General features: G+C 66.6%; 16 protein-coding genes and 1 riboswitch. Of the genes, 8 read left to right on the forward strand and 8 right to left on the reverse strand.

What is annotated here, in order from left to right; all coding sequences use genetic code 11:
* Positions 1-156: 156 nt before the first annotated feature.
* The 4 genes from rpsI to ACSFB7_RS21965 form a co-directional block, all read right to left on the reverse strand.
* A complete protein-coding gene (gene rpsI, locus ACSFB7_RS21950; RefSeq protein WP_062479216.1) occupies positions 157-549 on the reverse strand; it encodes a 30S ribosomal protein S9 in 393 nt (130 codons plus the stop codon).
* Between the two features lie 12 nt (positions 550-561).
* The gene (rplM, locus tag ACSFB7_RS21955; protein ID WP_007827946.1) at positions 562-993 is read right to left on the reverse strand and encodes a 50S ribosomal protein L13; all 432 of its coding nucleotides are present in this window, start codon (positions 991-993) and stop codon (positions 562-564) included.
* 194 nt (positions 994-1,187) lie between these two features.
* Entirely contained in the window at positions 1,188-2,459 is a 1,272-nt protein-coding gene (locus ACSFB7_RS21960; protein WP_435473901.1) for a S1C family serine protease, read from the reverse strand.
* Positions 2,456-3,094 carry a hypothetical protein gene (locus tag ACSFB7_RS21965; protein ID WP_435473903.1) on the reverse strand — a complete coding sequence of 213 codons (639 nt, stop codon included), beginning with the start codon at positions 3,092-3,094 and terminating at the stop codon, positions 2,456-2,458. The genes ACSFB7_RS21960 and ACSFB7_RS21965 overlap by 4 nt, the downstream gene beginning before the upstream one ends.
* A gap of 132 nt (positions 3,095-3,226) precedes the next feature.
* On the opposite strand from ACSFB7_RS21965, the gene ACSFB7_RS21970 reads away from it, so the two are divergent.
* Positions 3,227-4,177 (forward strand): 23S rRNA (adenine(2030)-N(6))-methyltransferase RlmJ, encoded by a 951-nt coding sequence (locus ACSFB7_RS21970; RefSeq protein ID WP_435473904.1) that lies wholly within the window; start codon positions 3,227-3,229, stop codon positions 4,175-4,177.
* A 15-nt stretch (positions 4,178-4,192) separates the two neighbouring features.
* Here ACSFB7_RS21970 and ACSFB7_RS21975 read toward each other — a convergent pair whose 3' ends face one another.
* The 4 genes from ACSFB7_RS21975 to ahcY form a co-directional block, all read right to left on the reverse strand.
* Entirely contained in the window at positions 4,193-4,798 is a 606-nt protein-coding gene (locus ACSFB7_RS21975) for a septal ring lytic transglycosylase RlpA family protein (RefSeq protein ID WP_435473906.1), read from the reverse strand.
* A gap of 89 nt (positions 4,799-4,887) precedes the next feature.
* A complete protein-coding gene (metF, locus tag ACSFB7_RS21980) occupies positions 4,888-5,712 on the reverse strand; it encodes a methylenetetrahydrofolate reductase [NAD(P)H] (protein ID WP_435473908.1) in 825 nt (274 codons plus the stop codon).
* 10 nt (positions 5,713-5,722) lie between these two features.
* Complete coding sequence (locus ACSFB7_RS21985; protein WP_435473910.1) at positions 5,723-6,499, reverse strand: TlyA family RNA methyltransferase; 777 nt, start codon at positions 6,497-6,499, stop codon at positions 5,723-5,725.
* Positions 6,500-6,507: 8 nt separating this feature from the next.
* Positions 6,508-7,947, reverse strand: coding sequence for an adenosylhomocysteinase (ahcY, locus tag ACSFB7_RS21990; RefSeq protein ID WP_435473912.1), 1,440 nt, complete (start codon positions 7,945-7,947; stop codon positions 6,508-6,510).
* Between the two features lie 63 nt (positions 7,948-8,010).
* Positions 8,011-8,079: riboswitch (S-adenosyl-L-homocysteine riboswitch) on the reverse strand.
* Between the two features lie 162 nt (positions 8,080-8,241).
* Here ahcY and ACSFB7_RS21995 point away from each other — a divergent pair.
* The 7 genes from ACSFB7_RS21995 (at position 8,242) to ACSFB7_RS22025 (ending at position 14,856) form a co-directional block, all read left to right on the forward strand.
* Positions 8,242-10,326 carry a hypothetical protein gene (locus ACSFB7_RS21995; RefSeq protein WP_435473914.1) on the forward strand — a complete coding sequence of 695 codons (2,085 nt, stop codon included), beginning with the start codon at positions 8,242-8,244 and terminating at the stop codon, positions 10,324-10,326.
* A gap of 152 nt (positions 10,327-10,478) precedes the next feature.
* The gene (locus tag ACSFB7_RS22000) at positions 10,479-11,120 is read left to right on the forward strand and encodes a hypothetical protein (protein WP_435473916.1); all 642 of its coding nucleotides are present in this window, start codon (positions 10,479-10,481) and stop codon (positions 11,118-11,120) included.
* A gap of 149 nt (positions 11,121-11,269) precedes the next feature.
* Positions 11,270-11,770: a TIGR01841 family phasin gene (gene phaP, locus ACSFB7_RS22005; protein ID WP_435473918.1), complete on the forward strand. Its 501-nt coding sequence runs from the start codon at positions 11,270-11,272 to the stop codon at positions 11,768-11,770.
* Positions 11,771-11,799: 29 nt separating this feature from the next.
* On the forward strand, positions 11,800-12,723 hold the full coding sequence (locus ACSFB7_RS22010; protein WP_435473920.1) for an alpha/beta fold hydrolase: 924 nt from the start codon (positions 11,800-11,802) through the stop codon (positions 12,721-12,723).
* 17 nt (positions 12,724-12,740) lie between these two features.
* Positions 12,741-13,178, forward strand: coding sequence for a hypothetical protein (locus ACSFB7_RS22015; protein WP_435473922.1), 438 nt, complete (start codon positions 12,741-12,743; stop codon positions 13,176-13,178).
* The gene (locus ACSFB7_RS22020) at positions 13,175-14,245 is read left to right on the forward strand and encodes an alpha/beta fold hydrolase (protein ID WP_435473924.1); all 1,071 of its coding nucleotides are present in this window, start codon (positions 13,175-13,177) and stop codon (positions 14,243-14,245) included. Before ACSFB7_RS22015 ends, ACSFB7_RS22020 begins: the two co-directional genes overlap by 4 nt.
* A complete protein-coding gene (locus ACSFB7_RS22025; protein WP_435473926.1) occupies positions 14,242-14,856 on the forward strand; it encodes a GNAT family N-acetyltransferase in 615 nt (204 codons plus the stop codon). Before ACSFB7_RS22020 ends, ACSFB7_RS22025 begins: the two co-directional genes overlap by 4 nt.
* Positions 14,857-14,875: the final 19 nt, after the last annotated feature.

Consider the following 14,875-nt stretch of genomic DNA (forward strand, 5'->3'; position numbering starts at 1 on the left):
GGCGGCCAATGGAACGAATGCTACTGCAATGCCGCAATTCCGGCAGGCGCACTGCGGCGTGCACCCCGACGCAAGTGGGGTCGGATGCCTCGCGCACCAAGTGCTGGCAACGAAAAAGCCGCCCGAAGGCGGCTTTTGTGTTCGCAAGGAACAGGATCAGCGCTTGCTGAACTGCTTGCGACGACGGGCGGAGTGCAGACCGACCTTCTTACGTTCGACTTCACGTGCGTCACGCGTCACGAAGCCGGCTTGGCTCAGGACGGGCTTCAGCGAAGCGTCGTAGTCGATCAGGGCACGGGTGATGCCGTGGCGCGTGGCGCCGGCTTGACCCGATTCGCCGCCACCGTTCACGTTGACCATCACGTCGAAAGCTTCGAGGTTGTTGGTCAGCGCCAGGGGCTGCTTGGCAATCATGATCGAGGTTTCGCGGCCGAAGAACGCTTGGATGTCCTTGCCGTTGACCGTGATCTTGCCGGTGCCTTTTTTCAGAAACACGCGGGCGACGCTGGATTTGCGACGGCCGGTGCCATTGTTCCATTCACCAATCATTCTCAAGGCTCCTTACAGTTCCAGCACTTTGGGCTGTTGGGCGGTATGCGGGTGCTCTGCACCACCGTACACCTTGAGTTTCTTGATCATCGCGTAACCAAGCGGGCCCTTGGGCAGCATGCCCTTGACAGCCTTTTCCAGGGCGCGGCCCGGGTGCTTGTTCTGCATGTCGCGGAAGTTGGTCGCCGTGATACCGCCGGGATAGCCCGAGTGACGGTAGTACACCTTGTCGATCGACTTGGCGCCGGTGACGCGCAGTTGCGCGGCGTTGATGATGACGATGAAGTCACCGGTATCGACGTGAGGCGTGTAAATGGCCTTGTGTTTGCCGCGCAAACGGAGAGCAACTTCGCTGGCTACTCGTCCGAGGACCTTGTCGGTCGCGTCAATCACAAACCACTCGTGCGTCACGTCAGCGGGCTTGGCGCTGAACGTTTTGGTCATGAGTTTTTCTCTTTGAAGAGGGTTTGGCGAGCCCTTTTCCACGGTCGGCGTTCCTCTGATGGGAATCTCTTAGGTGGGTTTTGCACGCCCGCAAGCGGGTGAATGCTCCTCGCCGCGGGGCTACAAAATCGCTGCGAAGCCCTCGATTATACGAAGAATCGCCCTTTTGGCCAATTTCCCGCCATTGCGGCGTGTCAGCGCTGGATACGCACCAGTTCGAGGGTCTCGCTCGTGGAGCTGGCATTGCCGCGCCGGTGCTCGACCTCGAACCTGACGACCCGCCCCAATTCCGGGCTGTACAGAACCGACGCGTTGAAAGGCGTGCCGACCAGCGAAGCGCCAGTGCCATAGGAGGCGTAGATCCAGCCCTGGAAGGTGACGCGCAGCACGTTGAGTTCAACGCCACCCACCCGGAACTGGCGTTCAGCCCCTACCGAGGCGTCCAGCTCATGCCGCAGCCTGTCGCCGGACGTCGCCAGGTAATCCAGATGCCAACGGGAGCCGGGCTGCACGTCCTTGCGGACCCAGCCGCCCGGAGGCGAGGCGGAGTCGAACAGCCCGCCGGTCGGCAAAGTGACTGAAACGAGCTGCCCGTCGGTTTTTTCGACGCGCCCGCCCATGTTGAACGACAGCTCGTCGCCGCTGATCCGGTCGAGCCGGTAGATCACCGTCGAGCGATTGCCGGTCAGCTTGTCGGTGCGCACGTACTCGAGCGCATCGCCGGCGCGCAGCGGCTCCGTCAACGCCATCTCGCCGCCGCCGCCCGCCTGGCGGGCACCGGCCGGCTCTCGGGCTCGCGCCTCCAGCATCGCCTTGGCGCGCGCCGGCAGTTCCGCCAGGAACTCGACCGGCATCGCGAAATTGAGGCTGCCGCCGTCGCGCGCGGCAAAGCTGGTGATGCCGAGCAGGCGCCCTTCGCTATCGAACAGCCCGCCGCCGCTCGAACCGGGCGAAATGGCCGCGGTGGTCTGCAGCAGCCGCGCTTCCGAGTCACCACCGCCGCCGCGCAGGCCCGACAGGATGCCTTCGCTCAAAGTGTTCTCCAGCCCGCGCGGATTGCCGATGGCATACACCCGCTGCCCCACGCGCGCGCTGCCCGCCGGCGCCAGCGCGACCGCAGGGGCGGTGAAGTTGGCCACCTTGATCTGGCACAGGTCACGCGCCGGGTCCGGAAACTCCAGCGTCGCGCCGTAGGTCACGTTGTCCTGCTTGATGACGAAGTTGCTCGCCTTGGCCAGCACGTGGCAGTTGGTGACAAGGCGCCCGGGCGCGATCACCACCGCACTGCCTGCGCGCAAGGGGCGCTCCTGGGCGTCGAAAGTGCGGATCGACCAGACGCTGCCCGACACCTTGCTGAACAGCGCCTCCGGCTCCAGCGCGGCAGCCGCGCCCGCCGCCAGGGCCAGCCCCAGGAACAGGGCTGCTGCGCGAACCGGCAGCGACAGGGACTTCACCGGCCCGCTCATGGCTTGGCCGGCAGCAAGCCGTTCAGGTCATCCATCGACACGCGCGTCTCGGGCCGCGGTTGCGGCGCAGGCGAAGGCACGGGCGGCGGGGCGGGGGAAGCGGGCGCCACCACCTTGAGAGGCTGCGACTCCGGAGCCGGCGCCGTGAGCGCCGGGCGCGGCTCCTCGGTCGGTTTCGCCGCCACAACCTTCGGCGCCGCTGCCATCTCGGTCGCTCCGATCCGAACGCCGGAGGTCGGCGAGTCGCCCGACTGCGCGCTGCGGTCGATATTGCGCACTTCACCGAAGATCAACTGGATCCAGCTCGGATAGTTGTAGCCCGCGGCCGTGCCCGCATCGACCGCCGCGCCGATCAGGCCGCCAATCAGGATGTTCCCCGCCATGCCTACGTTGGCGCGCGACACGGCCTGTCCGTTGGCAGGTGCGAATCCGGGCTGGCTGCATTCGATGGACAGGTTGGCGCTGGAGCGTCGCACCGGCACGCTGTCGCCGGAGCGCATCACCGCATCATTGCGGTCGTTGGTGATCAGGCATTTCGCGCCATTGACCACCTTGCCCTCGGCTGTCATGGTCTCGATCTTCACGTTCTGCGTGGTGCCGTGGGTGACGGACGCGCAGCCGGTCAAAATAGACAAAACGCCCGCGCCGACGCACAGGCCCCAAAATCGCCATCCGGCTCCTCGCATCGATGCCCCCTCTTTGTAATTCAATGTTGCGGCGCGAGAGTCTAGCGCTCCACCCCCTCCTCACTATTCAGGTCCACTCCCATGTTCAGTTACCGCCACGCCTTCCATGCCGGCAACCATGCCGACGTGCTCAAGCACACGGTGCTGATTGCCACGCTCGACCACATGCTCGAAAAAGAGGCCGCACTGACGGTCGTCGACACCCACGCCGGCGCCGGCCTGTATCGCCTTGACGGCGACTACGCAGGCACCAGCGGCGAAGCGGCCGACGGCATCCTGCGCCTGCTTGCAGAAAAGAAAGAGCCCGTCACGCCCGTCCCTGCTGCGAAGTCTGCTGCAAAAAAGGTAGCACCCAAAGCCGAAGTCCCACTGGCCGACGCTATCGCGCGCTACCTCGGCGTGATTCACGACTTCAACCCCAAGGGCGGCGCGCGCATCTACCCGGGCTCGCCGTTCATCGTGCAGCACCTGCTGCGCGACCACGACAAGCTCAAGCTGTTCGAGTTGCACCCCACCGATTCGCGCACGCTCGAAGCCAACATCGCCCAACTCGAAGCCGGCCGCCAGATCGCCGTGCTGCGCGACGACGGCTTCGGCAGCGCCACCAAGTTCCTGCCGCCGCCCTCGCGCCGCGCGCTGGTGCTGATGGACCCGAGCTACGAGATCAAGAGCGACTACGCCCGCGTGCTCGACTTCGCGGCCGAGGCGCTCAAGCGCTTTGCCACCGGCACCTACGCCGTCTGGTATCCGATCATTCCGCGCCCCGAGGCGCACGACCTGCCACGGCGCCTGAAGACGATGGCGACCAAGGCCGGCAAGTCGTGGCTGCACGCCACGCTGACGGTCAAGTCCAGCAAGATCACGACGGATGCCTCGGGCGAAACGCACCGCCCGGGCCTGCCGGCCAGCGGCATGTTCCTGATCAATCCGCCGTACACGCTGAAGCCGCTGCTTGCGGCCGCGCTGCCGCAACTGGCGGAGCGCCTGGCGCAAGACCGGCACGCCACCTTCTCGCTCGATTCGGGCGGCTGAAGCCGAGCGGTTTTTTTATCGGCGACGGCGCGGCGGCACGGCCGCCTTGCGCCGTGCGGGAGCCGGCGCCTTGGCGCGATCGGCCACCGGCGCGGGCGCCTGTGCATCGCCCGGCTCCACGGACAGGCCGCCGCAGCGCATGCCCTCGCGGTCGACGACGGTCAGCGCCACCTGCTTGATGCCCAGCCCGGTCAGGCCGATGCGATCGGCCGCCGCGCGGCTCAGGTCGATCACGCGGCCCAGTGCGTAGGGGCCACGGTCATTGATGCGCACCAGCACTTCGCTGCCATTCACGAGGCTGCGCACGCAGACGCGCGTGTTGAAAGGCAGGGTCTTGTGGGCCGCCGTCATGGCGGTCATGTCGAAGCGCTCGCCGCTGGCGGTCTTGCGCTGATGGAACTGGATGCCGTACCAGGAGGCACCGCCGCGCTCGAAGATGTCGCGCGGGCCGTCGTCGCCGGGCACGCCGTCATCGGGCGTCAACTCGCCCGTGCCCGACACGGCCAGGTCGTAGCGCACCGAAGGCACGTCGGAGCGCGCGGGCACGCCCGGCGGCACCGCGAGCGCGCGTGCCAGGGGCTTCAATTGACCATCGGCCGCTCCCTCGGTGGCCGGTGGCATGGCGCAGCCCGCAAGAACGCAGGTCGCAGCGACGAGGGCCCAACGAAGCCCTTCGCGCAGCGTACCCGCCGCTCCGGCCGCGCCGCCCCTCAATCGAGGCGCTCCAGCAAAGCCAGCGTCGCCGCCGACTGGTTCATCGTGTAGAAGTGCAGCGCCGGTGCGCCACCGTCGCGCAGGCGCGCGCACAGGTCGGTGATCACGTCGAGTCCGAAGGACTTGATCGATGCCGTGTCGTCGCCAAAGCCCTGCAACCGAAGGCGGATCCAGCGCGGAATCTCGGCGCCGCAGGCGTCCGAGAAACGCATCAGTTGCGTCGAACTCGTGATCGGCATGATGCCGGGCACGATGGGCGTGTCGAGCCCCAGCTTGCGCGCGTCGTCGACGAAGCGGAAGTAGGCCTCGGGGCTGAAGAAGTACTGCGTGATGGCCGAATCGGCTCCCGCCTTCACCTTCGCGGCAAAGGCTTGCAGGTCGGCTTCGGGCGAACGTGCCTGCGGATGAATTTCGGGGTAGCAAGCCACCTCGATGTGAAAGTCGCGGCCGGTCTCTTCGCGGATGAAGGACACGAGGTCGCTTGCATAGAGAAACTCGCCGCCGATGCCGTAGCCGCTCGGCAGGTCGCCGCGCAATGCCACCAGGCGCTTGACACCCATGGCCTTCAGCTCGGCGAGCTGCTCGCGCACCGTGGCGCGCGTGGCGCCGATGCACGAGAAATGGCTCGCTGCATCAACGCCTTCGGACAATATTTCCTGCACCGCACCGAAAGTGCCGTGGTGCGTGGAGCCGCCCGCGCCATACGTGACCGAGCAGAACTGAGGCTTGCGCACATACAGCTGCTGACGCACGGCGCGCAGCTTGACCGCGCCTTCAGGCGTCTTGGTCGGAAAGAATTCGAAGCTCAGCGGAAGGCGCACCTGCGTCCCCTTAAGAACCGTTCGCTGCGTCCGCGCGAACGGCATGAATGAAAAATTCGCGGTTGCCGTCGCCGCCAGCGATCGGGCTGTCGAACCACTGCAGCACGCGCAGATCGAGCGCCTCGCAGGCGTCGCGCAGGCGCTTTTCGACCACCGCATACATCGACTCGTCGCGCACGATACCGCCTTTGCCGACCTGTCCGGGCTGCAGTTCGAACTGCGGCTTGACCAGCAGGAGCAGGCGGCCGTCATCGGCCAAAAACTCGACGACAGCCGGCAGCACCAGCGTGAGCGAGATGAACGACAGGTCGCCAACGATCAGGTCGAAACGCGACTCGCCCTCTTCTTCCAGATCGTCCGGCGAGAGGGCCCGCGCATTGACACCTTCGATGGCGACCACGCGCTCGTCCTCGCGCAACTTCGCATGCAGTTGCCCGTGGCCGACATCGACCCCCACGACCTTCGTCGCGCCGCGCTGCAGCAGGCAATCGGTGAAGCCGCCGGTCGACTGGCCCACGTCGAAGCACAGCTTGCCGGCGGGATCGATCCCGCTGACCTGCAGTGCCCCTTCGAGCTTGAGGCCGCCGCGCGACACATAGCGCGCCTCGGCCGCATCGACCAGTTCCAGCTCGGCGGACTCGGGCACGTCGTCCTTGTTCTTGACGACCGAGCGCCACGCGTCGCTCGTGCCCGCGTCGCGCCAGCGCATGCCGCCGGCAATCAGCCGCACGGCCTGCGAACGCGACGCGGCAAGGCCGCGCTCCACCAACAGTTGATCAGCGCGCATGTGCCCGATCAGTAGCGGTACGTGTCCGGCTTGTACGGGCCGTTCTTGCTCACGCCGATGTAGGCTGCTTGCGAGTCCGTCAGTTCGGTCAGCATGGCGCCGACCTTCTTCAGGTGCAGGCGTGCGACCTTCTCGTCCAGGTGCTTGGGCAGCACGTAGACCTTGCCGACCTGGTAGGCGTCGGGCTTGGTGAACAGCTCGATCTGGGCGATGGTCTGGTTCGCGAACGACGACGACATCACGAAGCTCGGGTGGCCCGTGCCGCAGCCCAGGTTCACCAGGCGGCCCTTGGCCAGCAGGATGATCTTCTTGCCGTCCGGGAAGGTGATGTGGTCGACCTGCGGCTTGATTTCTTCCCACTCGTACTTCTCGATCGAAGCGACGTCGATCTCGTTGTCGAAGTGGCCGATGTTGCAGACGATGGCCTGGTCCTTCATCTTGGCCATCGTGTCGTGCGTGATGACGTCCTTGTTGCCGGTGGTCGTCACGAAGATGTCGGCCTTGTCGGCGGCATATTCCATGGTCACGACCTTGTAGCCTTCCATCGCGGCCTGCAGGGCGTTGATCGGGTCGATCTCGGTCACCCACACTTGCGCCGACAGTGCGCGCAGTGCCTGTGCCGAGCCCTTGCCCACGTCGCCGTAGCCGGCCACGCAAGCGACCTTGCCGGCGATCATCACGTCGGTTGCGCGCTTGATGCCGTCCACCAGCGATTCACGGCAGCCGTACAGGTTGTCGAACTTGCTCTTGGTGACCGAGTCGTTCACGTTGATGGCGCGGAACAGCAGCGTGCCCTTGGCGCTCATCTCGTTCAGGCGGTGCACGCCCGTGGTGGTTTCTTCGGTCACACCGATGATTTCGGCGGACTTGCGGGTGTACCAGGTCGAATCGACAGCCAGCTTGGCCTTGATCGCGGCGTACAGGATGCGCTCTTCTTCGCTGGTCGGGTTGGCCAGCACGCCCAGGTCCTTCTCGGCGCGTTGGCCCAGATGCATCAAGAGCGTGGCGTCGCCGCCGTCGTCCAGGATCATGTTCGGGCCTTCACCCTTCGAACCCTTGGGGCCGAAGTCGAAGATGGCGTGCGTGTATTCCCAGTAGTCCGTCAGCGACTCGCCCTTGATGGCGAACACCGGCGTGCCTGCGGCAGCGATGGCGGCGGCGGCGTGGTCCTGCGTCGAGAAGATGTTGCACGAAGCCCAGCGCACTTCGGCGCCCAGGGCTTGCAGCGTCTCGATCAGCACGGCCGTTTGAATGGTCATGTGCAGCGAGCCCGTGATGCGCGCGCCCTTGAGCGCCTGGCCCTTGGAGAACTCTTCACGGATGGCCATCAGGCCGGGCATTTCGGTTTCCGCAATGCGGATTTCCTTGCGGCCCCAGGCGGCAAGGGAAAGGTCGGCGATCGCCTGGTTGACGGTCGAAACGGGGGTCGGCTTGAGAACAGCGCTCATGAGAACTCCAAAACTGGTTTGAAAGATGCCACTGCGTACGGGGAAAAAACTCACCGCGAGAACAGCGGGTGAGCGTGGTTGCGATGTGGTCCGAGCCTCACGCCTGATGGCGCTGCAACGCTCCTCGGAACGGCGGATTGTAGACGGGGCGCAAGGCCGAGCCAAGCCGGGGGGTTTGGGCTGGCATTTGTCAGCCTCGGCGTTACAGACACCTCTTTTTACGATTTCCCCGGGGTTCGGTTCAGGAGCCAGCCGGCTCGCTGCCTAGCCCATCTGAAAAGAAGAGGGATCCACATGAGAGTGACGAGATATCTCGCGGGTTGCGGACTGGTCGCCTTGCTGGCGGCCTGCGGAGGTGGTGGTGGCGGTGCACCGGGCGGCGGGCTCCCGCTTGCCGCTGGCAATGCCCAGCCGCAAGCGGAGGTCGCGATGGCCCCTGCGATGGCCAAGGCACAGGACAACACCGACGCGCGCAGCGGCACCTACCGCGTCTACGCGGCCAACGGCACGCAGCAGACGCTGTCGGTCGACTTCGACGCTGGCAGCTACACGATGACCGACAACCTCGGCGCGGCGGAATCCGGCTCCTTCAGCGAGGACTTCACCGAACCGGGCACCTACGTCTTTGCCAGCGGCCGCGTCACCACTACGGCGAACACGGCGCGCTTCCGTGTCACGGCCGATGCCATCGTCGGTGCGTTCCCGTTCCAGACGGCGTATTCGAGCCCCGCCACGTACGCCGTACAGCCCTTCGCGGCCGCACGCGACTTCGTGACCACCGCATCGCAACTGGACGGCACCTACAACCGCTTCGGCATCACGCGCAGTCCCGGTGGCCCGGATTCGCAGATGCTCGCCATGCGCATTTCGGGCAGCGGCACGCTGCTGGAGTTCTGCTTCGACAACGTGATCTACAAGATCGACCTCTGCCCCGCCGCCTCGAAGCGAACCTACACGGTCGCGGCTGGAACCGACGACGCATGGGTCGCGACGAACACCGCCAACGCGAACGAAACCGCGAACTTCCGCATGGCGCGCATCGGGGGCCAGAACGTCTATCTGAGCGCGGGCCTGAGCACCACGCCGGCGGTGCAGTTCATGCGGATCGCCCTGCCCGAGTCGCCCAACTGGCCCACCACGCGCGGCCTGGGCGCATCGACCGAGGGCAGTTGGGGCAGCAACCTCGTCGACACCGCGAACTCGGTGCGAACGGCCACCAACCCGGATGGCAGCTACGGCATCCTGACGCTTCCGGTGGGCGGCACCTTCTCGTCGCAGCCCGAAGGCATCCGCCTGGTCAACGGCAGCGGAACGCGCAAGTACTACGCGATGCAGAACGGCTTGCTGTCGGTGGTGGTCGGCACGCGCAATCCGAACACGCAGGGTTACGTGCAGATCAACCTGATCGACACCGGCACGGCCCCCGATGCGCGCAACGGCCGCTACAAGGTCTACGCCGCCAACGGCTCGCGGCAGACGCTGGCGCTGAACATGGACAGCCTGCGCTACGAGATGACCGACGACACCGGCACCACTGCATCCGGCAGCTTCACGGCTGACAGCGCCGAGGCGGGCAGCTTCGTCTTCGACAGCAGCCGCATCACAAGCCCGGTGAACACGGCGCGCTTCAGGCTGACGACGGACACGGTGGTCGGCGCATTCCCGTTCGCGGTGGCGCAGGTCACGCCGGCCAGCTACGCGGTGCGTCCGTTCGTCGCCTCGCGTGCGCTGGTCAAGGCACAGGCCGAGCTCGACGGTGTCTACAACCGCCTGGGCATCAACCTGACGGCCACCACCGGGGATTCGTCGATCACCCAGATCCAGGTCGCCAACGGCGGCACCACGCTCTACCTGTGCAACGACAACGGGGTGTACCGCATCGACAACTGCCCCACAGCCTCGGTGCGGACGTACACCGTGTCCGCCGGGCCGACCGTCGACACCTGGCACATCGTGAACGTGACCAATCCGTCGGACAACGGCAACTTCGGCATCGCACGCGTCGGCGGCGACAACGTGTATCTCTCGGCCGGCATCGTGCCTTCGACGCCCACCACCTCGGTGTTCCGCATCGGCCTGCCGGAGCGCGCGACCTGGCCCACCATCGCCGCGCGCGGCGGCGCCACCAACGGCAGTTGGGGCAGCACATCCATCGGTGCCACCAGCTATGCGCGCACGCAGGTGCTTCCCGACGGCACGTCGGCCACACGCAGTGCCACGCTCGCCACGATGGGCATCATCGGCCCGCTCAACATGCGCCTGGCCTCGTTCAGCGGCCCCGAAGGCCACTTCGCGAGCCAGAGCAGCAAGCTCTTCGCGATGGTCGGTTCGCGCAACCCGGCCACCGCCGGCGCGATTGAAATCGACCTGATCGACTGACGCTCCGAAGGCGCAGGCCAAAGGCCGCATGCCGCATCGCGCGGCATGCGGCCTTTCTTCATTCCGCGTGCTCATTTCCAGCTAATTCGGCAGCCAGCACGTTTGGCCGCAGCGGCGTACATTGCCTTCACCCCCCATCCTCGAAAGCTCTCATGTCGCTTCCATCCGGCGCCCCCAAGGCCCTGCTCGCCACCGCCGCCCTGTGCCTGACCGCCGCCGTTCTGCCGCTCTCCGCAGCCGCCCAGACCTCCGAGACCGTGCGCATCCGCGGCACCCTCGTGCGCGTCGACGCGAACACCCTCATCGTGCAGGACCGTGGCGGCGAAGTCATCAGCCTTGCGCGGCCGGCCGACATGGCGGTGTCGGAGGTCTATCGCATCAAGCTGTCCGACATCAAGCGCGGCAGCTTCATCGGCACCGCCGCCATGCCGCAGGCCGACGGCACGCAGAAGGCGCTCGAAGTGGTGGTGTTCCCCGAGGCCGCGCGCGGCACCGGCGAAGGCCATCGCCCGTGGGACCTGCTGCCGCAGAGCACCATGACCAACGCCACCGTGGCGGACCTTGCCTCCGCACCGAAATCGGTGCACGGCGGCCAGCAGCTGCGGCTGACCTACAAGGGCGGCGAGAAGACCGTGATCGTGCCGCCCGACGTGCCCGTGGTCACCTTCCGCCCCGGCACCGAGGCCCTGCTGGTGCCCGGCGCCAAGGTGCTTGTGAACGCGCAGGAAAAGAACGGCACGCCCACGGCGCTGCGCGTGACGGCCGGGCGCAACGGCTTCGCGCCGCCGATGTAATCCATCGGTTACCCAAGGGAAATCCCGCAGGCCTTTTTTTCGCTGCGGTGAGCTTGGCCGTGCCGGTGCGGCGTATCGTGGCGAGGGACTTTTGCCGTCCGGCTGGTCCTTGCCATCCACCCGTTCACCCGCACAGGAGATACCGCACCATGGCCACTGCCAAGAAAGCCGCCGCCAAGAAGACCACTGCCAGCAGCAGTGGCAGCACCAAGGCGGCAGGCCCCAGCGCCGCCGACATGCTCAACCCGCTGAAGAACCTCAAGGGCATGACCGACCGCCTGCAGGAACTCAACCTGACCGGCGGCGCGGGCAAGCTGCTCGAAAGCGGCCGCAAGGACCTGCAGGCGCTGATGCAGGCCAACGAGAAGTCCTACCAGGGCCTGCAGACCGTGGTGCAGCGGCAGACCGAGATGATCAAGAGCGCCATCACCGAATGGCAGACGGCGGCCAAGGAAATGCCCGGCAAGGACGCCAAGGCCAACCTCGCCAAGCTCGACGAACTGGGCCGCCAGTCGTTCCAGCGCGCCATCGACGACATCAAGGAACTGGCCAACCTCGCCGCCAAGTCGCAGGCCGATGCCTTCGACGTGGTGCGCCAGCGCATCCAGTCCAACGTGGACGAAGTGACCAAGCTGCTGCAGCGCAAGTAAGCAAACAAGCCAAGCAAGCCGGCAGCCCCATGACCGCCGTTCCGCAGCACAACATCGAACATCGCACGCGCGCCAATGGCATCGAACTCGCATGGGACAGCTTCGGCGACCCGGGCGCGCCGCCGCTGATCCTGATCATGGGCCTCGGTGCCCAGATGGTGGCGTGGGACGACGCCTTCTGCGCCCGCCTCGCGCAAGCGGGCGGGCACCGGGTGATCCGCTTCGACAACCGCGACATCGGCCACTCGACGCACCTGTCGCATCTGGGCGTGCCCGACATCCAGGCGCTGATGCTGCAGGCCATGGCGGGCAAGGCGCTGCAGGCGCCCTACACGCTGCGCGACATGGCCAACGACTGCATCGGCCTGCTCGATGCGCTGAAGATCGAGCGCGCGCACATCGTCGGCGCCTCGATGGGCGGTGCCATCGGGCAGGAGCTGGCGATCCATCATCCGCAGCGGATGCATTCGTTCACCAGCATCATGTCGACCACCGGCAGCCCGGGCCTGCCGCCGCCCACGCCCGAAGCGATGGCGGTGCTGTTCTCGCCCTCGCCCACCACCTTCGAGGCCTACCTGCCGCACTACGCCAAGGTGTGGCGCGTGCTGCGCGGCCCCGACGCCTTTCCGCTCGACGAGGCACGCGATGCCGAGCGCGCGCAGCTCACCTTCCTGCGCGGGCTCAACCCGGCCGGCGTGGCGCGCCAACTGGCGGCGATCTTCGCGTCGGGCAACCGCAAGCCCGCGCTGCGCGACGTGCGCGTGCCCACGCTGGTGATCCACGGCGACGTCGATCCGCTGGTGCCGGTGGAATGCGGCGTCGACGTGGCCGATGCCATTCCCGGCGCGCGGCTTCTGCGCATACCGCGCATGGGCCATGCGCTGCCGATTCCGATGTGGCCGCAGATCATCGACGCCATCGCCGCGCACACGGCGCAGCGTCGCGATCACTGACGACGGAGCTTTTTTCCATGACCCAGTTCTCGTCCCTCGACCCGATGGCCATGTGGCGCGAGCTGACGGCCCAGTGGGAGAAAAGCACCAACGAGTTCGCCAACGAGACCATGTCCTCGGACCCGTTCCGCCAGGGCATGCATGGCGGCATGAACGCCTCATTGACGGCGCAGAAGGGGCTGGGCGAGCTGATGGCGCGCTACCTCACGCTGCTGAACCTGCCGACGCGCGCCGACATCCAGGCGCTGGGCGAGCAGTTGCAGCGCATCGACGACCACCTGGCGAACATCAGCCGCGCGATGGAAGGCGGCCGCAGCCCGGTGGCCGTTGCAACGGCCGCCGCGCCCGTCAAGCCGCGCCGGACGAAGCAGCCGCCAGGCGCACAACCTGCCGCGGCGGCTGCGAAAACACCCGCTGCCCCCACGAAGCGCCCCGCCAGAAAGCGCGCACGATGAATCCCCCCGCCGATCTCGCCCTGCCCGACATCGGCGCAGAAATCGAGCGTGCGATCCAGCGCAACATCAAGGGCCTCGACTTCCTCACCTCCGCCGCGCCGGCCGTCGGCCTGACGCCGAAAGACGAGATCCATCGCCGCGGCACCCTGAGCCTGTACCACTACCGCCCGCTGGTCGACGAGATCTACCGCGTGCCCGTGCTGATGGTGATGGCCACCACCAACCGCGCCTACATCTTCGACCTCGCGCCGGGCCAGAGCATGGTCGAGTATTTGCTGCTCAAGGGCTACGACGTCTACGTGATGGACTGGAACGCGCCGCGCGCCGACGAGAAGCGCCTGCGCATCGAAGACTACGTGCTCGACTTCATTCCCGATTCCATCCGCCGCGTGCAGGAAGACTCGGGCGAGGAAGACGTGACCATCGCCGGCTACTGCATGGGCGGCGTGCTGTCCACGATGTACGCGGCGCTGCACCCCGGCGGGCCGATGAAGAACCTCGCGCTCTTCACCACACCCATCGACTTCAGCCGCATGAAGCTCTTTCATGCGTGGTCGGATCGCCGTTACTTCGACGTCGACCGCCTGATCGACACCGTGGGCAACGTGCCACCCGAGATGCTGTTCGCCTCCTTCGACATGCTGCGCCCCGCGGGCCGCAGCGCCGGCGTGGTGCAACTGTGGGACAACATGGCCAACGACGAGTTCGTAAAGTCCTACCGCATGTTCGACCGCTGGGGCGCCGAGATGCTGCCGCTGGCCGGCGAGTACTTCCGCCAGACCGTCAAAGAGCTGATGTGGGACAACAAGCTCTTCAAGAACGAGCTGGTGCTCGGCGGCCGCAAGGTGCTGCTGGAGAACATCAAGGTGCCGGTGCTGCATGCGCTCGCGCAGCACGACCACATCGTGCCGTACGAGGCCGGCCAGCCGCTCATTGCCAACATCGGCTCGGCCGACAAGGAAGAGATCGTGCTCAAGGGCGGCCACGTCAGCCTGGCCGCGGGCGCCAACGCGGTGCGCAGGCTGTGGCCCAAACTCGACGAATGGCTTGGAGTGCGATCGACATGACCATCACCACCGTTTCCGATTCCTTTTCGCGGACCTATCCGCGCACCGTGACGAGCAGTGAAGGCAACATCGTCCTGCGCCTGATGACCGCGTACGACGCCGCCGCCGTGCTGGCCTTCGCGCAGGCCCTGCCCGCGCACGACCTGCTCTTTTTGCCGCGCGACATCACGCAACCCAAGGTGATGGGCGCGTGGATTCGCGCCATCGAGCGCGGCGACATCGACAGCGTGCTGGCCGTGCGCGGCGACACGGTGCTCGGCTGCGCGGCGGTGATCCGCGATCCGCACTCGTGGTCCAGCCACGTGGCCGAGCTGCGTGTGCTGGCCTCGCCCGAGCAGCGCGGCAACGGCCTGGGCCACCGGCTCGCACGGGAAGCCTGCGCGCTCGCCATCGAGCGCGGCGCGGAAAAACTCGTCGCACGCATGACCGTCGACCAGCGCGGCGCCATCGCCGTCTTCCAGGCCCTGGGCTTTCGCCCCGAGGCCCTGCTGGGCAAGCATGTGAAGGACTGGCAGGGCGTGACGCACGACCTCGTGGTGCTGAGCCACGACGTAGCGCGGTTCGAGGCGCAGATGCGGGCTTATGGGATGAACGAGGCGCTTGGGGCCTGAGCGCGGCCCTGCACAATGC

This window comes from Variovorax raffinosi (assembly GCF_051216615.1).
Lineage (GTDB): Bacteria > Pseudomonadota > Gammaproteobacteria > Burkholderiales > Burkholderiaceae_C > Variovorax.